Annotated in this window: 23 protein-coding genes; 15 read left to right on the top strand and 8 right to left on the bottom strand. The window is 41.7% G+C overall.

Going from position 1 to position 22,966, the window contains the following annotated elements; all coding sequences use genetic code 11:
* Positions 1–150: 150 nt before the first annotated feature.
* From ACPZ3T_RS19635 to ACPZ3T_RS19620, 4 genes are all read left to right on the top strand, one after another.
* Positions 151–687: a hypothetical protein gene (locus ACPZ3T_RS19635; protein ID WP_490271138.1), complete on the top strand. Its 537-nt coding sequence runs from the start codon at positions 151–153 to the stop codon at positions 685–687.
* On the top strand, positions 659–877 hold the full coding sequence (locus ACPZ3T_RS19630; RefSeq protein ID WP_490271137.1) for a hypothetical protein: 219 nt from the start codon (positions 659–661) through the stop codon (positions 875–877). The genes ACPZ3T_RS19635 and ACPZ3T_RS19630 overlap by 29 nt, the downstream gene beginning before the upstream one ends.
* Positions 878–1,201: 324 nt before the next feature.
* The gene (gene sir / locus ACPZ3T_RS19625) at positions 1,202–3,121 is read left to right on the top strand and encodes a sulfite reductase, ferredoxin dependent (protein ID WP_490271136.1); all 1,920 of its coding nucleotides are present in this window, start codon (positions 1,202–1,204) and stop codon (positions 3,119–3,121) included.
* Positions 3,122–3,692: 571 nt separating this feature from the next.
* Entirely contained in the window at positions 3,693–4,697 is a 1,005-nt protein-coding gene (locus tag ACPZ3T_RS19620) for a cyanophycinase (protein WP_490271135.1), read from the top strand.
* A 158-nt stretch (positions 4,698–4,855) separates the two neighbouring features.
* Here the strand turns inward: ACPZ3T_RS19620 and ACPZ3T_RS19615 are convergent, their stop codons facing one another.
* Complete coding sequence (locus ACPZ3T_RS19615; RefSeq protein WP_490271134.1) at positions 4,856–5,317, bottom strand: type III secretion system chaperone family protein; 462 nt, start codon at positions 5,315–5,317, stop codon at positions 4,856–4,858.
* 108 nt (positions 5,318–5,425) lie between these two features.
* Positions 5,426–7,708: an eCIS core domain-containing protein gene (locus tag ACPZ3T_RS19610; protein ID WP_490271133.1), complete on the bottom strand. Its 2,283-nt coding sequence runs from the start codon at positions 7,706–7,708 to the stop codon at positions 5,426–5,428.
* 253 nt (positions 7,709–7,961) lie between these two features.
* On the opposite strand from ACPZ3T_RS19610, the gene ACPZ3T_RS19605 reads away from it, so the two are divergent.
* Positions 7,962–9,230, top strand: a complete 1,269-nt coding sequence (locus ACPZ3T_RS19605; protein WP_490271132.1) for a tetratricopeptide repeat protein — start codon at positions 7,962–7,964, stop codon at positions 9,228–9,230.
* Positions 9,231–9,278: 48 nt separating this feature from the next.
* On the opposite strand, the gene ACPZ3T_RS19600 is transcribed toward ACPZ3T_RS19605, so the two are convergent.
* Positions 9,279–9,524, bottom strand: a complete 246-nt coding sequence (locus tag ACPZ3T_RS19600) for a hypothetical protein (RefSeq protein ID WP_490271131.1) — start codon at positions 9,522–9,524, stop codon at positions 9,279–9,281.
* Between the two features lie 250 nt (positions 9,525–9,774).
* Between ACPZ3T_RS19600 and ACPZ3T_RS19595 the strand changes: the two genes are divergently transcribed.
* The 9 genes from ACPZ3T_RS19595 (at position 9,775) to ACPZ3T_RS19555 (ending at position 16,369) form a co-directional block, all read left to right on the top strand.
* Positions 9,775–10,635, top strand: coding sequence for a phycobilisome rod-core linker polypeptide (locus ACPZ3T_RS19595; RefSeq protein ID WP_490271130.1), 861 nt, complete (start codon positions 9,775–9,777; stop codon positions 10,633–10,635).
* 40 nt (positions 10,636–10,675) lie between these two features.
* A complete protein-coding gene (locus ACPZ3T_RS19590; RefSeq protein WP_490271129.1) occupies positions 10,676–11,425 on the top strand; it encodes a phycobilisome rod-core linker polypeptide in 750 nt (249 codons plus the stop codon).
* Between the two features lie 164 nt (positions 11,426–11,589).
* A complete protein-coding gene (locus tag ACPZ3T_RS19585) occupies positions 11,590–12,024 on the top strand; it encodes a rod-capping linker protein CpcD domain-containing protein (RefSeq protein ID WP_490271128.1) in 435 nt (144 codons plus the stop codon).
* A 65-nt stretch (positions 12,025–12,089) separates the two neighbouring features.
* Positions 12,090–12,707 (top strand): phycobiliprotein lyase, encoded by a 618-nt coding sequence (locus ACPZ3T_RS19580; protein WP_490271127.1) that lies wholly within the window; start codon positions 12,090–12,092, stop codon positions 12,705–12,707.
* A 296-nt stretch (positions 12,708–13,003) separates the two neighbouring features.
* Positions 13,004–13,606, top strand: coding sequence for a chromophore lyase CpcT/CpeT (locus ACPZ3T_RS19575; protein WP_490277286.1), 603 nt, complete (start codon positions 13,004–13,006; stop codon positions 13,604–13,606).
* Positions 13,584–13,949 (top strand): CpeR family transcriptional regulator, encoded by a 366-nt coding sequence (locus ACPZ3T_RS19570; RefSeq protein ID WP_490271126.1) that lies wholly within the window; start codon positions 13,584–13,586, stop codon positions 13,947–13,949. Before ACPZ3T_RS19575 ends, ACPZ3T_RS19570 begins: the two co-directional genes overlap by 23 nt.
* On the top strand, positions 13,912–14,361 hold the full coding sequence (locus tag ACPZ3T_RS19565) for a hypothetical protein (protein WP_490271125.1): 450 nt from the start codon (positions 13,912–13,914) through the stop codon (positions 14,359–14,361). The genes ACPZ3T_RS19570 and ACPZ3T_RS19565 overlap by 38 nt, the downstream gene beginning before the upstream one ends.
* A 222-nt stretch (positions 14,362–14,583) precedes the next feature.
* A complete protein-coding gene (locus ACPZ3T_RS19560; RefSeq protein ID WP_490271124.1) occupies positions 14,584–15,339 on the top strand; it encodes a phycobilisome rod-core linker polypeptide in 756 nt (251 codons plus the stop codon).
* A gap of 277 nt (positions 15,340–15,616) precedes the next feature.
* Complete coding sequence (locus tag ACPZ3T_RS19555; RefSeq protein ID WP_490271123.1) at positions 15,617–16,369, top strand: phycobilisome rod-core linker polypeptide; 753 nt, start codon at positions 15,617–15,619, stop codon at positions 16,367–16,369.
* A gap of 193 nt (positions 16,370–16,562) precedes the next feature.
* On the opposite strand, the gene ACPZ3T_RS19550 is transcribed toward ACPZ3T_RS19555, so the two are convergent.
* Both ACPZ3T_RS19550 and ACPZ3T_RS19545 read right to left on the bottom strand, forming a co-directional pair.
* Positions 16,563–16,895 (bottom strand): helix-turn-helix domain-containing protein, encoded by a 333-nt coding sequence (locus ACPZ3T_RS19550; RefSeq protein ID WP_490271122.1) that lies wholly within the window; start codon positions 16,893–16,895, stop codon positions 16,563–16,565.
* A 269-nt stretch (positions 16,896–17,164) separates the two neighbouring features.
* Positions 17,165–18,088, bottom strand: a complete 924-nt coding sequence (locus ACPZ3T_RS19545) for an RluA family pseudouridine synthase (RefSeq protein WP_490271121.1) — start codon at positions 18,086–18,088, stop codon at positions 17,165–17,167.
* Positions 18,089–18,675: 587 nt separating this feature from the next.
* Here ACPZ3T_RS19545 and ACPZ3T_RS19540 point away from each other — a divergent pair.
* Positions 18,676–19,782 (top strand): response regulator, encoded by a 1,107-nt coding sequence (locus tag ACPZ3T_RS19540; RefSeq protein WP_490271120.1) that lies wholly within the window; start codon positions 18,676–18,678, stop codon positions 19,780–19,782.
* 143 nt (positions 19,783–19,925) lie between these two features.
* Here the strand turns inward: ACPZ3T_RS19540 and cobA are convergent, their stop codons facing one another.
* From cobA to ACPZ3T_RS19525, 3 genes are all read right to left on the bottom strand, one after another.
* Positions 19,926–20,705, bottom strand: coding sequence for a uroporphyrinogen-III C-methyltransferase (gene cobA, locus ACPZ3T_RS19535; protein ID WP_490271119.1), 780 nt, complete (start codon positions 20,703–20,705; stop codon positions 19,926–19,928).
* Complete coding sequence (locus ACPZ3T_RS19530; protein ID WP_490271118.1) at positions 20,702–21,415, bottom strand: sirohydrochlorin chelatase; 714 nt, start codon at positions 21,413–21,415, stop codon at positions 20,702–20,704. The genes cobA and ACPZ3T_RS19530 overlap by 4 nt, the downstream gene beginning before the upstream one ends.
* 137 nt (positions 21,416–21,552) lie before the next feature.
* On the bottom strand, positions 21,553–22,905 hold the full coding sequence (locus ACPZ3T_RS19525) for a protein kinase domain-containing protein (protein WP_490277285.1): 1,353 nt from the start codon (positions 22,903–22,905) through the stop codon (positions 21,553–21,555).
* Between the last annotated feature and the right edge of the window lie 61 nt (positions 22,906–22,966).

Raw genomic sequence — 22,966 nt, 5'->3', positions numbered from 1 at the left:
AAATAGGAAATTTCTTGTCCCTGTAACCCTATACGCTTACACCTCTACATCTTTTTTTCATACATAAATCACTCAAAATACCTGGAACATATTTAACACATTTGACGACTATAAAAATAACAGTAAAAACTAGAAAATTTTCTCAAAATTATGAAAAATATACTCAAGTCTCTAGTGACAATCTCTGCATTGTCTTCCGTAATCATGACAGGTTTTGTAATTAACGCTAGTCAAGCGGCGGCGGAAACTCAAAAAGGTACTGATGCTAGTTACGTGGGTGCTGGTATTGCTGCCGGTGTTACCAACGGTGGACAAAATAACGATGCTGCTAACTTTGGCGGTAATATTACAGGACGAGTCAAACTAGGTAACACCCCATTTTCAGCACGGGGTAACGTCCTTTGGAATGATAAGACAAGCGCAATTATTCCAGAACTTTCCGTTGATGTACCTATTGCTAATCGTACCAATGCCTTTGTAACTGGTGGTTATTCCTTCGTGGAGAAAAATGGCTCACCAACTCCCCTAGGTAATAGAGATGCGGTTGTAGTCGGTGCAGGCATAGAATCGGAAGTTGCCAATAATTTCCTAGTCTACACCAATGCCAAAGTCGGGTTACGTGCCTATCAAAATAGCCCCGCATCTGCTATCAGTATCAATGGTGGTATTGGTTATCGGTTTAGATAGTGGCAGGGGGCAGGAGCAGGGGGGCAGGGGGCAGGGGGCAGGGGGCAGGGAGACAAGGGGGACAAGGAGGACAAGGGAGACAAGGGAGACAAGGGAGAGAATGATTTTTTATTCCCATGCCCAATGCCCAATGCCCCAAAATTCCTTAATATTCCTTTCTTATATCTTGCACCATTCTCAACAAGCCTAAAAAGCCCTAAAAAACCGGGTTTCTGAACGAAAGATTAAGGTTTTAAGCTGAGGGATTTGCAAGAAACCCGGTTTTTAAGATGTGTGCTTTTTTGATGTAGTATATATTTAACTCAGCACTAAAAACTCAGAAAAATTAAAAGCTGGTTTGATTAGGTGTTCAATCACTGATAAGGCCAGCTTTTTGCCGTGTTCATTTCGTGTTAAAATAAAGGTATTCTGCATATTTCCGACCGGATTACCGGGAATAACCAGACACAGCAATGCTGCGAACTGGCTGATTCGGCAATTACGGATGCCTTATTGAGAATAATATAGAACTCTGATGGTTAAATCTGCCCCTCCCCCTCTCACTAGCCGCAAACCTTCTAAAGTTGAAGGTATTAAAGAAAATAGTAATTTTTTACGTGAACCTGTAGCAACGCAGATCCTTGAGGATACTACTCATTTTACCGAAGACGCGGTACAAATACTCAAGTTTCACGGTTCTTATCAACAGGATAACCGCGATAATCGCGTTAAGGGACAGGAGAAAGATTATCAGTTTATGCTGCGGACTAAGAACCCTGGTGGGTTAGTACCGCCGCAGTTGTATTTGGCTTTAGATAAGTTAGCTGATGAATATGGCAACCACACTTTACGGGCAACGACTCGTCAAGGTTTCCAAGTACACGGGATTTTAAAGAAAAATCTGAAAGCAGCGATCGCTACAATAGTTAAAAATCTCGGTTCTACTTTGGGTGCTTGTGGCGACATTAACCGCAATGTTATGGCACCGCCTGCGCCTTTCAAAAATCGCCCGGAATATCAGTACGCTTGGGAATACGCCCAAAATATTGCTGACTTACTCTCACCCCAAACCGGTGCTTATTACGAAATCTGGCTAGATGGGGAAAAAGCCATCAGTGCAGAAGAAAACCCAGAGGTAAAAGCCGCTAGAAACAGCAACGGCAACGGCACAATTATTCATGATACCGAAGAACCTCTCTACGGTACATACTATATGCCCCGTAAGTTCAAGGTGAGTGTGACAGTACCGGGAGATAATTCTATTGATTTATATTCCCAAGATTTGACTTTAGTAGTAATCACTGATTCCCAAGGTGAGCTACAAGGTTTTAATATCTTTGCTGGTGGTGGTTTAGGTAGAACCCACAACAAAGAAGAAACCTTTGCTAGACTAGCAGACCCCATTGGCTACGTTGATAAAGCTGATGTGTATAATGCAGTAAAAGCCATTGTCGCCACACAAAGAGATTATGGCGATCGCACTGACCGCAGACACGCTAGGTTAAAATACTTAATTAACGATTGGGGTGTCGAGAAATTCCGCGCCCAAGTCGAAGAATATTTTGGTAAACCCCTCGCACCTTTCCAAGAATTACCAGAATTTAAATATTATGACTTCCTCGGTTGGCACGAACAAGGAGATGGGAATCTATTCTTAGGTATTTCCATTGATAATGGTCGGGTAAAAGATGAAGGCTCATTTCAATTGAAAACAGCCTTACGGGAAATTGTCGAGCAATTTAACTTACCCATCCGCCTCACAGCCCACCAAAACCTAATTTTTTACGAAATCGCACCAGAAAACAAAGCCGCCATTCAAGCCATTCTCGACCGTTGTGGTATAGTTTCTGACCCCAACACCATCGAACCTCTAGTCCGCTACGCTATGGCTTGTCCCGCCTTACCGACTTGCGGTTTAGCTATCACCGAGTCAGAGCGCGCCATACCCGGAATTTTAGAGAGGATTCGCACTTTATTAGATAAACTTGGTTTACAAAATGAACATTTTGTGGTAAGGATGACAGGCTGTCCCAATGGTTGCGCTCGTCCTTACATGGCAGAATTAGGTTTTGTGGGTAGTGCGCCGGAAAGTTATCAAGTGTGGTTGGGTGGTTCACCAAATCAGACACGCCTAGCCCAGCCTTATGTAGATAAGTTGCATGATAACGACATAGAAAGCTTTTTAGAGCCGATTTTTGCCTACTTTAAAAAGTCTCGCACACCTGGAGAAAGCTTTGGGGATTTTTGCGATCGCGTCGGCTTTGATGCTATTCGTGAATTTACCGCCCAGTATGAGCCAGAACCAATATCCTCTAAGTCTCGTAAATCGCGCTATCGTGTCAGCCTTCATGATGACCTTTATACCAAAGTCAAAGCCACAGCTACCAGCCAAGGTAGATCAATGACTGAGTTAGTTAAAGAAGCCTTGGAAGCGTACTTCCAAACTCTTTCATAGGATTTAGTCGTCCTTGCTTGAAACCCCATTCTTAAAAGAAGGGGTTTTCCCACACCCAACACCCTCAACCTAGGGTGTTAATTTTGTACCTTTTCAGGGGTGAAAAATTCATCCAGCATCCTTTTCTGGTTGAGTAAAATTTGCAGTGGGAAAAGTTATTTTTCGCGTTCTTTAACTAACAAGTAATAAGTCATGGGTATTTACTCATTACTTGTTACTTATAGCGATTCCTATTTAAGTGAGGTAGAGAAATATGTTTTTAAACGCGGAGGGGCGCAAAGGAAAACGCAGAGGGGCGCGGAGATTGTACAATTTTATGAGTAGTGTACTCAGTACTTCAGCAGAGTAAGAAAGCCTATATTACTCATTACTCATTACTCATTACTCATTACTCATTACTTATTACTCATTCCCCTAAACATTCTGTAACAAAATGCAGCGTCAGACCGAGCCTGAATGTTTATTCTGAACGCTTTCAGGCTAAAAAACTACACCAACCCTGTACGCTGGGAATTTTGCCCTTAAAAGTGCGAAATTAAGCAATAGTTGCAGTTTGCGCCATAAGGTGAGTATGACAAGGGCATTCCCAAGTATAGCAAGGTTCTTGAAAGCAGCAGGAGCTATGTTGTTGAGGGTGTTGAACCGTCTTACAGCATACCTGACGTTTGATTTTGAAAGCAACACGACCGAGACTCTGACACCATTGGCTGGCCCTGTGTTTAACTTGGGTGGTGGTGGCCCTGATGTGGAAGCAGCTATCCAGTGGATGATTAACCAAGTCAGAGGCGGTGCTAATTCTAGTGAAAGAATCAATGTTGTAGTTATTCGCACCTATGGTAGTGATGACTACAATCGCCTGATTTATGAGATGAAAGGTGTGAACTCTGTCGCCACTTTAATAGTGAGCAATCGTCAAGATGCCAACAGAGATGACATTGTACAGAGAATACGCAATGCTGGAGTAGTATTTTTTGCTGGTGGCGACCAATGCCAATATATCCGCAGTTGGAAAAACACCAAACTTGAAGCGGCTGTGCAGTCAGTGTATCAAAAAGGCGGCGGGATTGGTGGCACTAGTGCGGGAGCAATGATTTTAAGTGATTTTATTTACGATGCTTGTGCTTGCGAAGACCCCATTGAAACTAAGGATGCTTTAGAAGATCCTTATGAAAATATTACCTTTACCTACAACTTTTTGCGATGGCATCATTTGCAGGGAACAATAGTTGACACCCATTTTGATAGTCGCAAACGCATGGGACGGATTATGGCATTTATTGCCCGACAAATTCAAGATGGTGTCGCTAGGAGTGCTTTAGGTATTGCCATTAGTGAGGAAACATCGGTAGTTGTAGATAAATATGGTAAAGCGAAGGTGATGGGGAGGAATGCGGCGTATTTTGTTTTAGGAGATCATCCGCCAGAAGTTTGCAAACCCCGTACACCACTGACATATTATGATTACAAAATTTGGCGTGTTCCCAGTGGTGATACCTTTGATTTAAATAATCCACCCAGTAGGGGTTATTATTTTCGGAGTGTGAAGCGGGGTAGATTTGATTACGATCCTTATTGAACAAACTCTTCAATTTCAAGGTGCGTCACCATCAAAATTCCTGGGTATGGCTAAGTTTTTTCTGAATAACGTACCCTATATTGAGATATCGGGTAATCAGGTTTGATTGCGGCTGCGCCCCACCTTGCCTGCGGAATACTCCATGAACCGGAATCCCATTATTTTTCTATTCCACTAATTACTTCTATGGGTAGCACATCCCCAGATATCACTGCTACTATCCCTGGAAAATATTTGTCCATCATTTGAACGTTAGCATAAACCAAACGCTTCATCAGTATACTATTCAAGCCATTCCCTTCGACATCAATACTACTTTTGAATCGAACTTCACCATCTTCAAAATCCATTTCAAAATTACCAATAATCAAGCCAGCATTTGCTCTGGTGATAAATTCTGCGATTGCATATAGCTTATTTTTGGGTACTTTTATGGGGCTGATTGAATAAAAAACACATTGCTCCTGTACCTCTCTAGCTCTGGCATAGCAGTTCCATTCACCGTTAATCCCCTGATATCCAACAATGATGGCTGGCTCATCTGCAATCAAAGAATAAGGCCAGTCATCCTCTTGGAAGAATTTCACCATCACCTCAAAGATTGACTCTTGTGTTGTCACTTTTTTCAGTCTCCTTAACAGCTTATGACACTGAAACTCTGCTTTTGTATTCTTGAAGAATGATTAAGCCTGTGAGATGTTTAACCGTTATTGCAGTTTCTTTAAGCACTAGTCTGGTTGCGTTTCCTTCGCCTGAAACTGAAATCTTACTTGATTTGGAAACATATCTTTTCCTGTTAAATCCATCATGAGAGAAAAGTCGATTTCTGAATCAGTTGTTCTGGGACGTTTCAGTTTTTCCTTTTTTTCTTCCTTCGGTGGTTCTGTGTGAAGAGATTTCAACTTCTCAAAGATACCTGATAATTTATTCACATCATTGAAGTAGTCCGCCAACACGATGTCACTGTCTTGTGACTTCTCCTGGTCAATTTTTTTGACGAAATTTTCGATGATTGTATTTGGGTCATATTCCATATTCTTTTCATCTTTCCAATTACTGTTAAGTATTTTCCGATTGCCTTCATATTTCTTAAGTGGGTGTTTGCCTGTTGCTTTGATGGTTGGGACTGTGACTTCTTGTACTATTGGGTTAAGACCCCATGATTTGACATCCTCTAAATTTGGGTTCTCTTGATTTTGCCATGTTATTAATTGTACAAATTTAGTCTTGACCGTGTTCTTAGCTAACTTTAATACAAACTCGTCAACAGGGTTTTGGGCTTTAGCTTTGGAAGTGAAACCTTGGACAAGAGTTGCGGGTCCTCGCGCAATGTACTCCTGATTAGTTCTTTCCAAATTCTCTTCATCAAGAATTCCATAATCACTAGTAGGTGCTAATACAAAAGGAGTTTCTGGCCGCTTTGATGTTTTTAATTCTTCTCTAGAGGGGAATGGTAGAGGTTGAGCTGTTGCATACCATGATTCTGGTATGCGTTTTGTTAGATTGACTGAACCGTTGAATTGTGGAATATCTGATGCCGGAATTAACCCAAATTTAGCTAATATTTCTGGACTAACAGAATATTTCCCACTTGGGTAATTTACATGCACTCTGTATCTAAACGTGTAAGGTAAATTTTTCTCTTCTACACCTTCCTGTGTTAGTGTAAGAGCAGTTTTTTGTATTCCCTCCGCTAAGACTTTTTTCTCCCAGTTCTGAAATGGTCCATTATTGAGTGCTTTCCCTTGAGGTGCGACATTTTCATAGACATTTGCCTCTTTTCCCATAAATTGGTAGGCTACTAGATGTCCACCATCGTACGCAGGTTCTATATTTTTCGGAGGCGGCTGTTTATTTTCTTTCGGACTAGGAATTGTCGGCTTGAGGATCTGCTGCTCAGTCTCTAAGTTAGACACTGGTGGGACTTTTATCTCCTTGTTTTCTTTTTCAATTTTTTCTGTAGCAGTGCTTTGTTTCTTTTCAATGAACGGAACAGCCTTTTGATTTCCTCTCAGTGCGGCCTCCAAAGTACCAATAGTTCCATGAATCTTTACACTAGTGGGATTTTCCCCTCGCTCCGAAACTGTTTTTGACAGTAGAGCTACAGAATTGTATGGGCGACCCCCCTTTTTTTGATGTTCATTGATACTCGGAAAGAAACTCTGCTGCCAACACTTTTCAAATTCCTCATTTGGTGATCCTACATATTGGCTTTTGATTTCTTCCTTGAGTGGTTTAACTGAATCTACTAATTTTTCCTCAAACTTGTTCTCCTGTCGCTGGATAGCACTTGGAGAATCGACTTGTTGAACCACATGAGTTAATTCATGAGCAAGTAACTCCTGTCCACTCTGGTTTCTTGGATTATATGCACCTTGTCGGAAAAAGATATCCTGTCCGGTTGTAAATGCCTTTGCTTGAATTGATCGATTTAACTTATCAGATTGTGCATCTGTGTGAATCTTCACTCCACTAAAATCTTTGCCAAATGCTTGCTGCATTGGTTCTCTAATCTGGACTGCTAGTGGTTGCCCACTGCCTCGTAACCGTTGAATTGAAGATTCAAGTTCTGGGCTTGCGGCGATGGTGTCCTGACCTAACTTAAACTGAAGCATCGGTTTTAGTTTGAGTTCGTCTTCATCTTTAGACATTTCTTGCCGTTCAATGCTCAACTCTGGCTTCCTTGGAAGTGGGTTTTCGTGTTTTGTTATCTCTTGAGGCTGAAGTGGTTGTAGAGAATGTGGGACATTAATCCTTTGTACTACTTGTTTCGCTGTCCGGTCTGCTTCCTGCTCATATTTATCTGCCGGTGCGCCGATCGCTAATTTTGGTTGTAGAGGTGCGCGATCGCCTGCTGGATTCAGGATGGTAAACTCTGGTATCTGGCTTTTGTATCCATGCGTTCCTTGTGAATCTCTATTTTTCTGTAGTTTTGGCTGCACAACAAAGGGACGGGATACCAAGGAATTAGCAGCAGAAGATTCTTTTTTTGATGCTTGATGAGTTCGCATAGCCACACTCCAAATCGCAGCCATATACACTCTATTCTGTCATTTTTTTAACACAAATGAACTAGACTATAGGCTAATTGTCATTGCTCAAATTTTGTACAAGTTTCAAGACTTAATTGACATTCAACGTAATTGGGGATTTTGAATTGGTATTACACTTCAAACCCAAGTGCTAGCATCGTCCTGTTACCTAATAATTGCAGATGAAGCTGTCGGGGATTTCGATTTGTGTCAATTGGGGTGAGTAAAGGTGATGAATAACGATTATTATCATCAGGGACTAGAAAAAGCTAAACAAAAAGATTACGCTGGGGCAATTGAGGAATTTAGCCGCGCCATACAACTAACGCCCTATAATGCCGATGCTTACTTGCAACGGGGTTTAGCATATTTTGATTCGGGGGCAGTACTTGAGGCTGTTTTAGATTATACAGAGGCTCTCAAGATCAATCCTGAAAGTGTGCAAGCATACTACTGTCGTGCTTTAGCTAGGTTAGCACTGAAAAATTTGCCAGGGGCGTTGGCAGATGTAGATCAGGCAATTTATTTGAACTTTAATTATGCAGCAGCCCATGATTTACGGGGCATAATACGACGCAAACAAGGCTATATTCAAGATGCGATCGCTAGTTTAAAAAAAGCCGCAGATTTATATTTACAACAAAAAGATACAGCTAATTGTCGTTTGTGCTTAGAACGGATTAAGCAGTTACAACCACCCCAACAACCAGTTACACAGCCAGTAGTCAAGAATACACCAATAACATCTGTAAATGAATATTTTAGACAGTTGCTGGCAAAAGCTGAAAAGGGAGATACCCGCCAAGCCCTTGCAGATTTAAATTGGATATTGCAAGCTGATGCCCAAGATGCACAGGCCTATTGCTGTCGGGGGGTGGTGCGGTGCAAAATGGGCAATTATCGAGAAGCGATCGCTGATTTTAACCAAGCTTTACAACTCAACTTTCAAGATGCCATTGTTTATCGTAACCGGGGTAAAGCACGTTCTTTATTAGGAGATCATCAAGGTGCGATCGCTGATTTCCATCAAGCTATCCAAATCCAACCCCAAGATGCTTTAAATTATGTTGCCAGAGGTAACACTTATCGAGCAATGGGTAATTATCTTGGTGCGATCGCTGATTATGGCTACGCTTTACAAATTCACCCAGATGATCCCTCAGCATACTACAATCGTGGCATTACTTATACTCTTTTAGAAGAGATGCAAAATGCTGTAACAGATTATCAAAAAGCTGCCAGTATTTTTTGTGAACAAGAAGACTGGGAAAATTATCAACAAGTTTTAGATAGCCTCAAACAAATTCAAAAATCTTTTCCTGAAGCCAAACAGCAGAAATCTCAAATCTTGCGTCAGCGACTTTTACGCCTAGTTGGGGGATATTGGGAACTCGCCCAAAGGTTAATACAACAGAAAAAAGATGATTATCCAGGGATGACAGAAGAATGGTATATGCAAAAAGTCATCGATGATTTAGAACGGGATATTCGTAATTCATAAAAACTGCATCCACAAGGGAATAGGGCAGATCAATTCAAAATTCAAAATTCAAAATTCAAAATTAAGAAATTTTCGGGCATGGGGCATTGGGCATCGGGCATTGGGATAAATATTTCTCCCTTGTCTCCCTTGTCTCTCCGAAGTTCTGATCGGAGGTTTCCTCCGATCAGACTTCTCTCCTTGTCTCCCCCTGCTCCCTGCTCCCTGCTCCCTGCTCCCTGCTCCCTGCCCCCTGCCTCCCCCAGATCCCTCCTTTAGAATAGTTTGTGCAAAATGAGTGCAAAACGCTCTCATTTTGTCAAGATTTACAAATCTTGATGCTCACCGTGGCACGCTCATAAGAAAATTGATCATAACAAAGCGTATAAAACGCCTAAAAGGCTTGCTCATCGAGAAAATCAGAATTTTTATTTTGATGGCATCGGGCAGTTTGGATGCACAGGAATCAATCCAGTCATCCAATTACCTGGCATGAGCAATCTGAAATTTCTTTACATCTTGAAACAATTTTCGGAAACTTTTTCGTTAACAGGAGATAAAATTAATGCCGTTTGGACCAGCTTCTCGTCTGGGAGTCAGCTTGTTTGATGAAACCCCTCCCATTGAGTGGGTACCCGGTCGCTCTCTAGAGGAAGCAGAAACAATCATTCGGGCAGTCTATCGCCAGGTATTGGGCAATGCCTATGTAATGGAAAGTGAGCGGCTGACTGTGCCAGAATCCCAATTTAAGTTGGGTGAATTGAGCGTCCGCGAGTTTGTCCGAGCAGTGGCTAAATCTGATCTGTATCGTTCTCGCTTTTTCACCAGTTGCGCCCGTTACAGAGCAATTGAACTCAACTTCCGTCATTTGTTGGGTCGCGCCCCTCTGGATTTAGAAGAAATGCGGACACACAGCACCATTCTTGATACTCAAGGATTTGAAGCTGAGATCGATTCTTATCTCGACAGCGATGAGTATCAGTCTACCTTTGGGGAAAACTTTGTGCCTTACATCCGGGGCTACAAAACAGAAGCTTGCACTAGCATGGTGCAGTTTACCCATACCTTCCAGTTGGTGCGGGGTGCTGCTAGCAGCAGTTTGAAGGGAGACTTAGCTGGTAAGAGTCCCAAACTGAATGCTTTAGTCATTCAATCTACTCCTACTCCAGTAATTTCACCTAGTGGAGATGGTGCAACCTTCCGCACACCACCAGTAGTTTCTCGGACTCGTCATGGAGTTGATGCCAGTGCTGGCGGTAAAGTTTACCGGATTGAAGTTACAGGTTATCGCGCCAAAACCTTTAATAATATTTCCAAGTTTCGCCGCTCCAATCAAGTCTTTCTCGTGCCATACGAGAAGCTCTCTCAAGAGTATCAACGCATTCACCAACAAGGCGGCGTGATTGCCAGCATCACTGCGGTATAAATCAGCACTCAAACAACAAAAATTGAGGAGATAGATTGCAATGGCAACCCAGACAATTCTTGAACTGTGGCCAGCTAGTGGCGCAGAAGAAGTTCAAACTATCATCCGTGCGGTTTACAAACAGGTATTAGGCAACCCTCACATGATGGAGAGTGAGCGGTTGGTAGCAGCAGAATCACAATTATGCGATCGCGCCATCACCGTGCGGGAATTTGTCCGCATCGTTGCTAAATCCGAGTTTTATCGTACCCGCTACTTCCAATCCTGCGCTCCCTATCGCTTTGTAGAACTCAACTTCTTACACTTGCTTGGTCGCGCACCCCAAGATCAAAGAGAAGTTTCTGAGCATATTGTCCGCACCGTTGCCGAAGGCTACGAGGCTGAGATAGACTCCTACATTGATAGCAGTGAATATCAAGTAGCCTTTGGTGAAAACATAGTCCCCTACTATCGCGGTAAAAACAGCGCAGCTAACTCCAAGCAAGTAGGTTACAACCGGATGTTTGCGATCGATCGCGGTGCCGCCCAGATTGATAGCTCCGTTAAATCTGCTCAATTGGTGTATGAAGTTGCTACCAATAGTGCCAATGCAATTAAACCCTCATCAGCAACTGTCATTGGTTCTGGCACAGAAAAACGGTTCAAAATCGTAGTCAGAGGCTCTAAATTCGACAGTCCTCGCCGGATTAGTACCAATGAGTACATTGTCCCAGCGAGTAAAATGACTCCACAAATTCAGCGCATCAATCGCACATCTGGCAAAATCGTCAGCATTACTGAAGTGGGCTAATTCTGGGTGTTGAGTTGAGGAGCGATCGCACTGTGCAACCATAGCAAAAGCGATCGCTAAAAACTAAACATCTAGCTGACAATTCCATTACTAAAGGCTGCGGTTGTCCATCGATTCAGGTTGATGATAAGTTGCTTACAGCATCGAAATTGAAGGTGATTTGTATGGCAACCACAATCATTACTCCTGGCGATTGTCCTGACTATAGTAGTTGCCGAGTCACGATTGAAGTCATGGGCGGCTGTCATCAATATACGATGCGAAAAGCAAAGTACACAAAGACAATTCCTTATAGTTCTTTATCTCAAACTATTCAAGGTATTCATCGTCTAGGTGGCAAGATTACCCGCATCACCCTATCGCCTTCTCATGATCAAATCTCAAAGATAGAGTCGGTTGAGCCATTATCTACAATAGCCGCAAGCGATGTTATGCCTTCAGCAAATCTAGCTGAATCTGTCACTTCATCGCCCCAGGTTCAGGAAGACAACAACTTGACCGATATCTATCAGGTGACAGAACCAACTCCACTAAAGCAGGAAAGACAAAAAATCACAGCTTTCAACTCAGTAGAGTACAACTTTACAGATGAGTGGTGATGGAAAAATCAACAGTGCTGAGTTGTAAATCCTGCTAGCACAGGTAAGTCTGAGCAGGGTGCTGAGTGAGAATTACTTACTCAGCATCTGCTTGCCAAGCTATAGCCAAAATAAAATTAGTATTGATTAGGACATTAAAAAACCGAGATTTAATGGATATTACGGAGTTTGTTGCCAAGTCTATTGGGCATTGGCGATCGCAGCGTAGCGCACATCATTTAGCATTCAGTCATTTTGAAGCCGTACAGTCTGAGATTGATATAGTTTCTCTCCCAGACGACGATCCGGCAGTCATTGAATTGTGTAAAAGCTATAACATTGACCCGCAGACAATCGTTTCCCCATTTCGGATGACCTGGGAAGGTCAATCAGACTGGGATGACAACGAAATCAAAGGTAGTTGTGTCCTAGTTCCTATACCTGATCCCACCCATCCCCATCGCGGTAAACTCCTGCGTGATCAAGGCTATGCCGAAACAATGGCAGCTGCTGGCGACTATTATTTAACGGAAGACGGCACTTTTGTACTCATTACCGCCTACGACCGCGCCGCCGCCGAAGAGAAAATCTGGTTTGTCAATCCCAACGTCCGTTGTCGGGTTTCCCTAATCAAAACTAGTGCCGGTACAGGAGTTGTGACAGCCTCGTTTTCCTCAGAAATCCGCCAGGATATTCAAAATTAAGAGTTAACAGTGATCAATTACATACTAGGGTGAAACACCACACCATAGGCCATGAGGACTGATAACTGATTTAAACCAGATCCGAAACATCAAAGACTAGTACCGCCAAGCGGAAGTTAAAAGTCAAAAAACCTATTTTATAAGCTCGTCATCTATGTCAGATACTGGCTTGATTCATGCTGTTTATTTATTTTGAATTTTGTAGGCTTGCCTTCCCGTAGGGTATTTTGAATTTTGAATTTTGAATTTTGAATTTTGAATTGGAGCGAAGCGACTTGACTTCTACACCATCAGATATCTGCACAACTACATCGCATAATTTACTCACCTTGGCTGGTTGGATGGCAGGGGATTTCAGCAACTATAAACAAGCATTTGAAAATCCTAAAGATTATGCCCATATTCACATTTTTTTCCGTCCATTACCTTTTGAGTTCTTCTCTGGAATTGGCCTCTATTCAGAACAGGTATACGACTACGATTTGTGGAGGCCATATCGACAGGGAGTACATCGCTTAGTCGATCAGGGTGATCAAATTTATATTGAAAACTACAGCTTAAAAAATGCACTTTTCTATGCTGGTGCAGCGCGGGAATTAAGCATTCTCAAAACCATCACACCAGAGTGCATTCAACGCCGATATCACTGCTCAATGATATTTAAACGAGATCATGACCGATTTCTAGGCAGTGTCGAACCTGGAAACCGTTGCTTGATTGAAAAAAATGGCTGTCAAACTTATCTAGATAGCTATGTAGAAGTGACGGAAACCACCTGGGTAAGCCTCGATAAAGGTATGGATGTGAATACACACCAACAGATTTGGGGATCGACATTTGGGCCACTGCGGTTTGAAAAACGGGAGAGTTTTGCTCATGAAGTCCCAAATATCCTGTGATATTTCCCTGCCTAAACTGGAATCCATTAAAGCAAATATGCTGCCACCAGAAGCGCAGAAAAAAATGCAGTGCTGGATTCGTAGCCGGCATTTAATTTGTTCAGGTAATTTCTTTGTTTTTGAAACTGTAGATTATAGTGCCGTCGAGCGGTTTTCTCAATGTGTTGAAGTCTTGGGTGGCACTGTTATTTCAGTTGATCCCATTGACAAAATTTGGATGGGTGATCATCGTCAAGTTATTCTTTATCAAGCAAAAGCTAGTTTACATACACCCTGCCATAATTTGAAACAATATTGGCTAAAATATGGTGGTTTTCGCACCAGATTTGATGGTCAACCGTGAAATAATTGGTTATAAAATAACAACTTTTCCAAAACCCATGCTTGATATTGATCAATCTGCCTTACAAGCTCGCAATAAATTATTCGCTATGTTTGTGGTGCTTTCTATCCTAGATATAACTCTAGTTTTCATGGCGCGGGATAGATGGGCAATTGGACGGATATTACTAACTTTTGTGGTGATGTACTTTGTTCTACAGGGACGGAAATGGGCAAAATGGCTCATGATCAGTATGTGTAGTTTCTTAGTTGTGATTCTAATAGCAATGGTTGTGGCACTGAGTTCCAGGCTGTCAACTTTCCTAATTTTAGGAAGTTTGATCATGGTTATTCTCAGTGCCATTATTGCTATATATATGGCCAGTAGCAGAGATTTGAATTGTTACTTCGCTTGGAAAAGACAAAATTCCTGATATTTAATTAACTTTTTTTGAATCAGTTAGTAGTAAGGACTTTAGTCCTTGACTTGAGGGCTAAAGCCCTGACTACGAAACGCACAAAGCTTCCTTGCTGAAGTCTCGGCTAACAAGAAAAAAATTAAATAATATTACCAGAATAATTGGCTTATATGCGGCAGTTTTTTCAGGAGATTTGATCAACAATTTTGATTGATCAGCTGACTTGGGAGAACCTTTATGTCAATTCCTCTGTTAGAGTACGCACCTGTATCTCAAAATCATCGTGTGGAGGCGTTTGAGATTCCTGGTGATGAGCAGCCGAGAATTTACACTACTGATAACCTCCTAGCTGCCTCGGATATGGATATGTTAATCATGGCAGCCTATCGCCAGATTTTTAACGAGCAACAAATGTTATCCAGCTATCGTCAGCAATTTTTGGAGTCGCAATTACGTGCTGGTCAAATCACTACCAGAGACTTTATTCGCGGGTTGATAATGTCGGATTCTTTTCGCCGGCTGACCTATGATAGTAATAATAACTATCGGTTTGTGGAGATTTGCATTCAGAGGCTTCTAGGTCGTAATGTATATAGCGATCGCGAAAAACTGTCCTGGTCGATAGTACTGGCTACCAAAGGACTGCAAGGTTTTATAGATGATTTGCTCAATACTGAAGAATACCTGAGCAACTTTGGTTACAATACTGTTCCTTATCAACGTCGCCGCATTTTACCCCAACGCACTCAAGGTGAATTACCTTTTGCTCGCATGGCGCGCTATGGTGAAGATTACCGCAATCGATTGCCCTTTCCTTACCTTCCCCCTCGTCCCATTCCTATGGGAATGTTTGAGGAATTTGAGCGGTTTAGCCTTTATCTGTTCATGCAGCGTGCTAATTGGAAGACTAGCTTCAGTTTAATAGGTTTGTTGATTGCAGTAGCGATCCTGTTTATCCTCTTTGCAGAAGCCAACAACTTATTCTGGGGTTGATTTTTTTGTAAATCTTGGTCAAAACACCCTAAAACTAGGGAGTAGGGGCTGATTAACCTCCCTTGTCTCCCTTGTCTTATCTTGAGTGGGCGATCGCTAACTACTTTAGTAAATGCTAAATTTTAGCAATACTTGAGTTTTATGATCGAACTTTAACTATGGGATTCAATTAAGTTATGTAATTTTTATCAAACTAAATCGAATAATGACACCCCTTCTCCTTTATGATTATGAGAAATTTGTAAGATTTCGTTAAGGAAAGGGAGATTTTGTACTCGTGGCAATTCCTCTTTTAGAATATGCACCCGTTTCTCAAAACCAAAGAGTAGCCGGTTATGAAGTTCCTGGAGATGACCAACCCCGGGTCTACTCTACAGAGAACATACTTTCTCCAACAGACTTAGACATTCTGATTGAAGCAGCTTATCGCCAGATTTTCTTCCATGCCTTTGCTGCTGACCGGGAGCGTTTCCTAGAGTCTCAACTCCGCAATGGTCAAATCACTGTACGTGATTTTATTCGTGGCTTGTTGCTATCTGATACATACAAACGCAGTTTTTACGACCTCAACAATAACTATCGTTTTGTTGAACAAACTGTACAGCGTGTTCTCGGTCGTGATGTTTACGATAACCGGGAAAAACTGGCTTGGTCTATTGTCGTAGCCACTAAGGGTATCAAAGGCTTTGTTGATGACCTCCTCAATAGTGATGAGTACCTAGCAGCTTTTGGTTACGACATCGTACCTTACCAACGTCGTCGGGTGCTGCCTGGTCGGACAGAAGGTGAACGACCTTTCAACATCAAATCTCCCCGCTACGATGAATACTATCGTGGTAAGTTTGGTTTCCCCCAAATCATCTGGCAAACTACCGTTCGTACCTATACTGCTCCAGACAAACAACCAAAAGCAGGTAGTCCCGCTCTGTTCTTGCAAATGGCGCAGAGCATCAATGCTAAGGGTAATCCACCTCAGCAGCTGTCTGTAATGAATATTGATATCGAAAGATCAGTTCCTTATCGCAAATAAGCTGATTTCAATTAAATGCTGAGTGCTGAATGCTGACAAATAAATACTGCTTAGTAATTCTGCACTCAGTATGTTTGAGTAATTTATTTACTGACAAAAGCTAGAACACTGAAAAAAACTTCATCATGTTTTCAGTCAGTAGTTATCATTAAAGTATGGTAACTTATTGCAAATAATTTTTAATAGTATCTAGTTAAGCACATTCATCCTTTTCGGAACGAAATCCTAGTTCGAGAAGAGCTTTATGAATTTTAGCCTTAGAAGGACGAACTTTGGGCGCACTCAAGCCCATTTCTCTGGCTGTTTCAAAAAGGTCGCGCATTAATATATCTAGAGAAGTATCCTCTGCATCTTCGGGAAGCTTCTCAATTCTGGCTTCGTAGGCGAGCGTATAAAGCTCTAGGTGATGTTTACCCATGACTCTAGCCAGTTTTCTCAAGGTTTCCGGTGTAGGACAAGTTCCTTTAAAGCAAGCACCTCTGAGTCGGGGTTGAGGAACACCAGATAAATCGGCCAGACGGTTCATACTGATACCCTGTTCTTCCAAGTATTGAAGAATGTATTGTCCTAGAGGGGAGCAATCCTCAGCTTTTATTTGCAACCTTGCTGGCATTTTTCGGTATCAGGAAAATCTAAATATCTACAATATAGCGGAATCAAAGGAATTACGCACAATTGGGAGGGAGAGTGTAGGGGTGTAGGGGTGTAGGGGTTAGTAATTAGCGTAGCGGGGCGCAGCCCATTACGTAGCTTGCTTCCCGTAGGGTATTACGAATTACGAATTACGAATTAAATTTATCTGCGTCTAAGAACTTGTAATAGAGTTGTAAAAGTTGGTGGAGGGGGTGCTGTGACTTCTATCCATTCTTGGGAAATGGGATGCTGTAATCTTAACCGCCAAGCGTGGAGTGCTTGACCTGGTAAATTTACTCCTACAGAACGACCGGAAGCATAGAGGGGGTCGCCAACTATCGGATGACCGATTTTAGCACTGTGGACACGAATTTGATGTGTGCGTCCGGTTTCGAGTTGAAAGTGAATTAATGTATAGTTACCGAGACGTTCTTGTATTTGCCAATGGGTGATAGCTGTTCTTCCCCCTTGTTCTACTGGGACGACGGCCATTTTTTTGCGGTCTTGGAGATGCCGACCGATGGGTAAATCTACAGTGCCACTGCTAGTTTTTGGCGCGCCATAAACTACACCTAAATATTCTCGGCGTGCGGTTTTGGCTTGGAGTTGTGCTTGTAGGTGTTGATAGGCGATATCGGTTTTAGCGATCGCTATTGCCCCTGTGGTATCTTTGTCTAGACGATGGACTATTCCGGGTCTTTGTACACCTCCGATACCGGGAAGATGGGGACAATGGGCGAGTAAAGCATTGACTAATGTACCATCAGGATGACCAGGAGCGGGATGAACGACTAAACCTGCTGGTTTGTTGAGAATGAGTAATTGCTCATCCTCATAGAGAATATCTAGGGGGATATTTTCGGGTTTGAGTGCTAATGGTTGAGTTTCGGGAATTTCTAGGGTGATGCGATCGCCTATTTTTACATTTACCTTTTTAGATGTGCAGATATTACCATTAATTTGGACTTTACTTTGTTCAATTAACTGTTGAATCCGAGAACGAGATAAATCTGGTAACTCCTCAGCTAAATAACGGTCAAGCCGTGGGTTATCTTCTTCAACTTGTAAAAAGAAATTGTTCACCATTGAATTGTAAAAATAATCTAGGGTTTACACAACTACCATATTTTTATGTAGGGGTCTAGGGATGTAGAGAGATAAAGAATCAGAGGAAGTTTATTTTTGGCTTGTTTAGACAGGATATTTTTGCGTATTATTATATACTTACGTATTTGGGCTATTATGGTTACATCCCTTTATTTTAGTTGATTTATACTTACGTGATTAAGTAAGACAATGGATTTTTGCTACTGATGGGTTTGAGCCAATATCTCTAATTTAAAGAATTGCTGTACTGTTAGATTAGTTAGATTAACGAAAGATACAGAAAAAATAGCTGATTTTTGGGAAGATTCTTCCTGGTAATCAGTGATTGTTTTGCTGTTTAATATGGGGATGCAATTACTTTTAGGGTAAATTGCATTGACATAAGTTAGTGCTGTGTGGCTCATAGAGATTAGCAAATTGTGAGCCGCAAACGATTGTGCTGACTAAAATTTTACTTGCTCAATCAGTTGAGCGATCGCAGTTATAAAAAGATACCTTAAACGTCCGGCAAAATTTGCCATTCATTCATATTTCTATAATATTAAATTTTTCGCTGAGTGCCACCCATGAAAACACTGCCTATTAGTAGATACAGATTTTTCCAGAAAGTACAACCACTATCACTTTTAAAGAAAATTACTGGTAAGACTGTAACTGGCTGTTTGCAGGTATTCAGCACATCGGGAGCTTGGTCAATATATGTAGATGAGGGTAGACTGATTTATGCCTGCTACTCAGAAAGAATGTTTGAGCCGCTTTATCGACATTTACAGAGTCTCAGTCAGGAAATTAACACTCTACCTACAGAAATCAATGATCAGTTACGGATAATATTTGAGACTGGTGCTGATAATCAATCTATTCCCAATCCAGATTATTTGGCTATTTGTTGGTTAGTCAATCAAAAATATATCACTCCTTCACAAGCAGCCATTCTCATAGAACATTTGGCTTTGGAGGTTTTACAGACATTTTTACTGTTGGAAGAAGGTAGTTATGAGTTTATTCCCGAAAGTTTTTTAGATGACTTACCTAAGTTTTGTTATTTAAATTTGCGTTTATTAGTAGAACAGTGTCAACAACGGGGACACAGTCACGACGGATACAAAAGAGAAAGCGATGTTACTCAAACATCCATATATCAAAATAATATGCAGTCAACAGTTAATCATAGATCACAATATCAGAGCTATACCAAACCCAGACCTGAACCAAGATTACCGAAAATAGATACTAAACGCTATCCATCTCAGTCTGTGAATGTTAATCATGGTTATCAGCAAGTGTCATCAAATGATGTTGAGAGAAAAGTTTATAAAATATTTTGTATTGATGATAATTTAATTGTATTAAATAGTATTAAGAATTTTTTAGATGAGCAAATTTTTTCTATTATTGCGGCGACAGATTCCTTAAAAGCTTTAATGGAAATCCTGCACACCAAACCAGACATTATTTTATTAGATGTTGATTTGCCAGATTTAGATGGCTATGAGTTATGTTCTTTATTACGTAAACATTCTTATTTTAAGAATACACCTGTGATTATGATGACTGCAAAGGCAAGTTTAATGAATCGGGCTAGAGCTAAAATAGTTGGAGCATCGGGATATTTAATTAAACCATTTACACATGGTGATTTACTCAAGGTGATTTTTAAACATATTGTTTAATTTTTCTTTACTGCCGTCGGGTAGTCTGTGTATGCCAGGACTTACGCAAGTGTCACAATTGGTGGTTGGTGCGTGACGCGATAAGTCTCATGACTACGTTCAAATATTCTTGCTGCGTCACGCACCCTACAGGGCAAAAACTATCAAACAGGGCGACAATTAGATAAAATACTGTGCAGATTCACTACTGAGCCAATAACAGCGATCGCAGGAGCTTCAAATCCTGTATCCTCTACTAGTTGTACAATATTGCTCAAGTCTCCAATTAATTCTTCCTGTTCGGGACGCGTACCCCAACGGACTAAAGCTATTGCTGTTTCTGAACTCAATCCAGCTTGGGTTAATTCTTCCACAATGTAAGGTAGGTTGTGAATGCCCATGTAAATTACAATTGTCTCTGAGCCATGAGCGATCGCTTGCCAATTTACTTTCGGTTTATACTTACCTGTGGCTTCGTGTCCAGTTACAAAAGTAACCGACGAGCTATACAGTCTATGGGTTAAAGGTATACCTGCATAGGCTGGAGCAGCGATACCCGATGTAATTCCTGGCACAACTTCAACTGGAATGCCTGCGGCAACTAAATCAGCCATTTCTTCCCCACCGCGACCAAAAATAAAAGGATCACCGCCTTTGAGACGCACAATAACGGCGTGTTCCTGTGCTTTCTCTATTAAAAGTTGGGTGGTTTCGTCTTGTAAAAGTGAATGTCTTCCTCGTCGCTTCCCAGCGTTGATTTGCTCCGCCTGGGGATTAATCATCGCTAAAATCGCTGGACTCACCAAAGCATCATAAATCACCACATCAGCACATTCTAAAACACCCTTACCCTTGAGCGTCATCAGTCCTGGATCTCCAGGCCCCGCACCGACTAAATAAACTTTGCCTAAACTGTGTTGTGCTTCATTGTCTGTGCGGTTCATGCGTGAATTAAATCCCCAATTAAAATAGCTAATTCGTCACTTGCTCCTAGGGGTGCAGCTAGGTAAAAATTCACCCCAGGGAATTGTAATTTTAACTCGTCAACGGCTTGAGCGATCGCATCAGTTATGCCACCAGGGAATAGAAAATATGGCAAAATTGCAATTGCTTGCTTACCAAAACCGACTAACTCTTGTATCCGTGATTCTAAGGTTGGTGCAATAGACCAATAAGCAGTAACTATCCCCAAATTTGCCGCCATCGTTTCTACAGGTTGTTGTGAACCAGGACGACGGCTACCGTGAGATAATAAAATCCCTGCATCGGCTTTGATAGTAGCTAGTTGCTGTTGCAAAAACCTCTGTAAATTGGGGTGACTTCCTAAATATGGTTGTAAGTCAATTGTGATATCTTCCCCCAAAGCTTGTTTTGCTAGTCCTACCTCAGCCGGAATATCCGTCATCACATGGACACCCGGTAAAAGAAATATAGGAATAATTTGCAGCCGACGACATCCCAATAACATCACACCTTGGGCAAACTCTCGAATCTGCTCATGTAAAGGCTCAGGACTAACTTCTAAACAGGCTGTACCCACCAACTTTTCTGGTATTTGCAACTTATCAGCCACCAATGCGGCGAGTTGCTGCATAGCAATTTCAGGACGAGGATCTCGGCTTCCGTGAGATACCAGCAAGTAGGCAGAACACATAAATTCAACTTTTGGCGACTATTGTTAATATTTTTATCACGCAGAGACGCAGAGACGTAAAAACTAAAAAACCGGGTTTATGAACGAAAGATTAAGGTTTTAAGCTGAGGGATTTGCAAGAAACCCGGTTTTTAAGATTAAACTTCCCCCAACCTCGCCCCCACCGCCTCTATATGTCGCCACCATTGAGTACCACCAGCCCAAACCCGTGACGGAAAATTCCCCTCTGGGAGCGACTGATAAAACGGAAGTTGCCAACTGGGAAGAGAACTAGAATTATATAATTTCCAACCCACCGCCCCACAAAACCTGACATAATCACACTCAACACTTTCGTAAATTCGCTTCTGCACACTAAAACCAAACCGCCCTTGACTGTACTTCAACCACAACTGGTCAATAATTTGTAAGTCCTCAGTAGGTAAGTTAGCAATATCACTCATAAAGAAATAACTGCCGATGGGCTTAGATAAAGCCTGACACATCACCACCCAAGTTTCTTGGTCTGCAAGTTGCCATTGTTGGAGAGCCAGTAAGTCTCGCAGTTTGTGGTAGTCAACTCCTACCTCAGAGATGAGGGTGTTAATTGGCTGTTGTTTAACATTGCCAGAACAGGAATTGAGGGCTTGTAAAACTTCAGTTGCTGATTTGTAGCGTTGAGAGAGGGCATTTTGTAGCAATTGGTCGAGAATTTCGCCGAGTTTTTGGCTGATAGTGTTCCCTGATAATAGATAATCACGCCACACCCAGCGATCGCAACTCACATCAAATAAATCAAAGGGGGAAATGTCGGTTAGTAAATAAATGCAAGTCACACCTAAACTATATAGGTCACTGGCTGGTAGTGCTTTTCCCCTGGTTTGTTCAGGTGGCATATATTCGGGGCTGCCTATGGTAGTACCTGTTTGTAGTAAAGCTGTAGCAGTGATGTGTTTGGCAACCCCAAAATCAATTAAAAATAACTTCCCTGTGGTAGCACTGCGAATAATATTAGCTGGCTTGATGTCCCGGTGAATAATTTGCTTGTCGTGGATAAATTGCAACACTGGTAATAAGTCTTGCAGGAGTTGCTGAATTTGTTGTTCATTAAAGACTCCATTTTGTTGCAATTCCTCTTTGAGAGTCTGTCCCTGTATCCATTCTTCCACTAAATACAGTTGATGCCCCTGTTCAAAGTACCCCAACAGTTTCGGTATTTGTGGATGCTTTAACTCATCTAAACGCACCGCTTCCTGACGGAATAATTTCACCGCTTGATGACAATTGCGACCATACTGGGCAGGAAAATGAAATTGTTTAATGACACATTTAGGCTTTGCAGGTAATTGCTCATCTACTGCTAAAAATGTTACACCAAACCCACCCTGACCGATACACCGCAATAAATGATAACGATTATGCAGTAAAAGTTGTTCACCACATTTGAGACAAGCTGTAGCTGTATCAGGGTTTTGGGAATATAAACAGCCAACATGAGGACAGAGTTTCATCACAAACAATTTTCCAGGGCTTACCCTATCATTCCCAAATCGTTCTTCTCTGTCACCCTAA

The organism is Aliinostoc maniaoense (genome assembly GCF_058172895.1).
Note: the sequence above shows the minus strand (reverse complement) of the source record. Positions and strands in the feature narration are given on the sequence as shown.

Bases quoted from the DNA above. Each gene is read 5' to 3' on its own strand.
- ACPZ3T_RS19635 (WP_490271138.1), top strand. From the start codon at position 151: ATGAAAAATATACTCAAGTCTCTAGTGACAATCTCTGCATTGTCTTCC.
- ACPZ3T_RS19620 (WP_490271135.1), top strand. From the start codon at position 3,693: ATGACAAGGGCATTCCCAAGTATAGCAAGGTTCTTGAAAGCAGCAGGA.
- ACPZ3T_RS19540 (WP_490271120.1), top strand. From the start codon at position 18,676: ATGAAAACACTGCCTATTAGTAGATACAGATTTTTCCAGAAAGTACAA.
- ACPZ3T_RS19610 (WP_490271133.1), bottom strand. From the start codon at position 7,708: ATGCGAACTCATCAAGCATCAAAAAAAGAATCTTCTGCTGCTAATTCC.
- ACPZ3T_RS19595 (WP_490271130.1), top strand. From the start codon at position 9,775: ATGCCGTTTGGACCAGCTTCTCGTCTGGGAGTCAGCTTGTTTGATGAA.
- sir (WP_490271136.1), top strand. From the start codon at position 1,202: ATGGTTAAATCTGCCCCTCCCCCTCTCACTAGCCGCAAACCTTCTAAA.
- ACPZ3T_RS19550 (WP_490271122.1), bottom strand. From the start codon at position 16,895: ATGAACCGTCTGGCCGATTTATCTGGTGTTCCTCAACCCCGACTCAGA.
- ACPZ3T_RS19605 (WP_490271132.1), top strand. From the start codon at position 7,962: ATGAATAACGATTATTATCATCAGGGACTAGAAAAAGCTAAACAAAAA.
- ACPZ3T_RS19560 (WP_490271124.1), top strand. From the start codon at position 14,584: ATGTCAATTCCTCTGTTAGAGTACGCACCTGTATCTCAAAATCATCGT.
- ACPZ3T_RS19530 (WP_490271118.1), bottom strand. From the start codon at position 21,415: ATGTGTTCTGCCTACTTGCTGGTATCTCACGGAAGCCGAGATCCTCGT.
- ACPZ3T_RS19585 (WP_490271128.1), top strand. From the start codon at position 11,590: ATGGCAACCACAATCATTACTCCTGGCGATTGTCCTGACTATAGTAGT.
- ACPZ3T_RS19570 (WP_490271126.1), top strand. From the start codon at position 13,584: ATGAAGTCCCAAATATCCTGTGATATTTCCCTGCCTAAACTGGAATCC.
- ACPZ3T_RS19525 (WP_490277285.1), bottom strand. From the start codon at position 22,905: ATGAAACTCTGTCCTCATGTTGGCTGTTTATATTCCCAAAACCCTGAT.
- ACPZ3T_RS19545 (WP_490271121.1), bottom strand. From the start codon at position 18,088: ATGGTGAACAATTTCTTTTTACAAGTTGAAGAAGATAACCCACGGCTT.
- ACPZ3T_RS19600 (WP_490271131.1), bottom strand. From the start codon at position 9,524: ATGAGAGCGTTTTGCACTCATTTTGCACAAACTATTCTAAAGGAGGGA.
- ACPZ3T_RS19565 (WP_490271125.1), top strand. From the start codon at position 13,912: ATGGTGGTTTTCGCACCAGATTTGATGGTCAACCGTGAAATAATTGGT.
- ACPZ3T_RS19590 (WP_490271129.1), top strand. From the start codon at position 10,676: ATGGCAACCCAGACAATTCTTGAACTGTGGCCAGCTAGTGGCGCAGAA.
- ACPZ3T_RS19630 (WP_490271137.1), top strand. From the start codon at position 659: ATGGTGGTATTGGTTATCGGTTTAGATAGTGGCAGGGGGCAGGAGCAG.
- cobA (WP_490271119.1), bottom strand. From the start codon at position 20,705: ATGAACCGCACAGACAATGAAGCACAACACAGTTTAGGCAAAGTTTAT.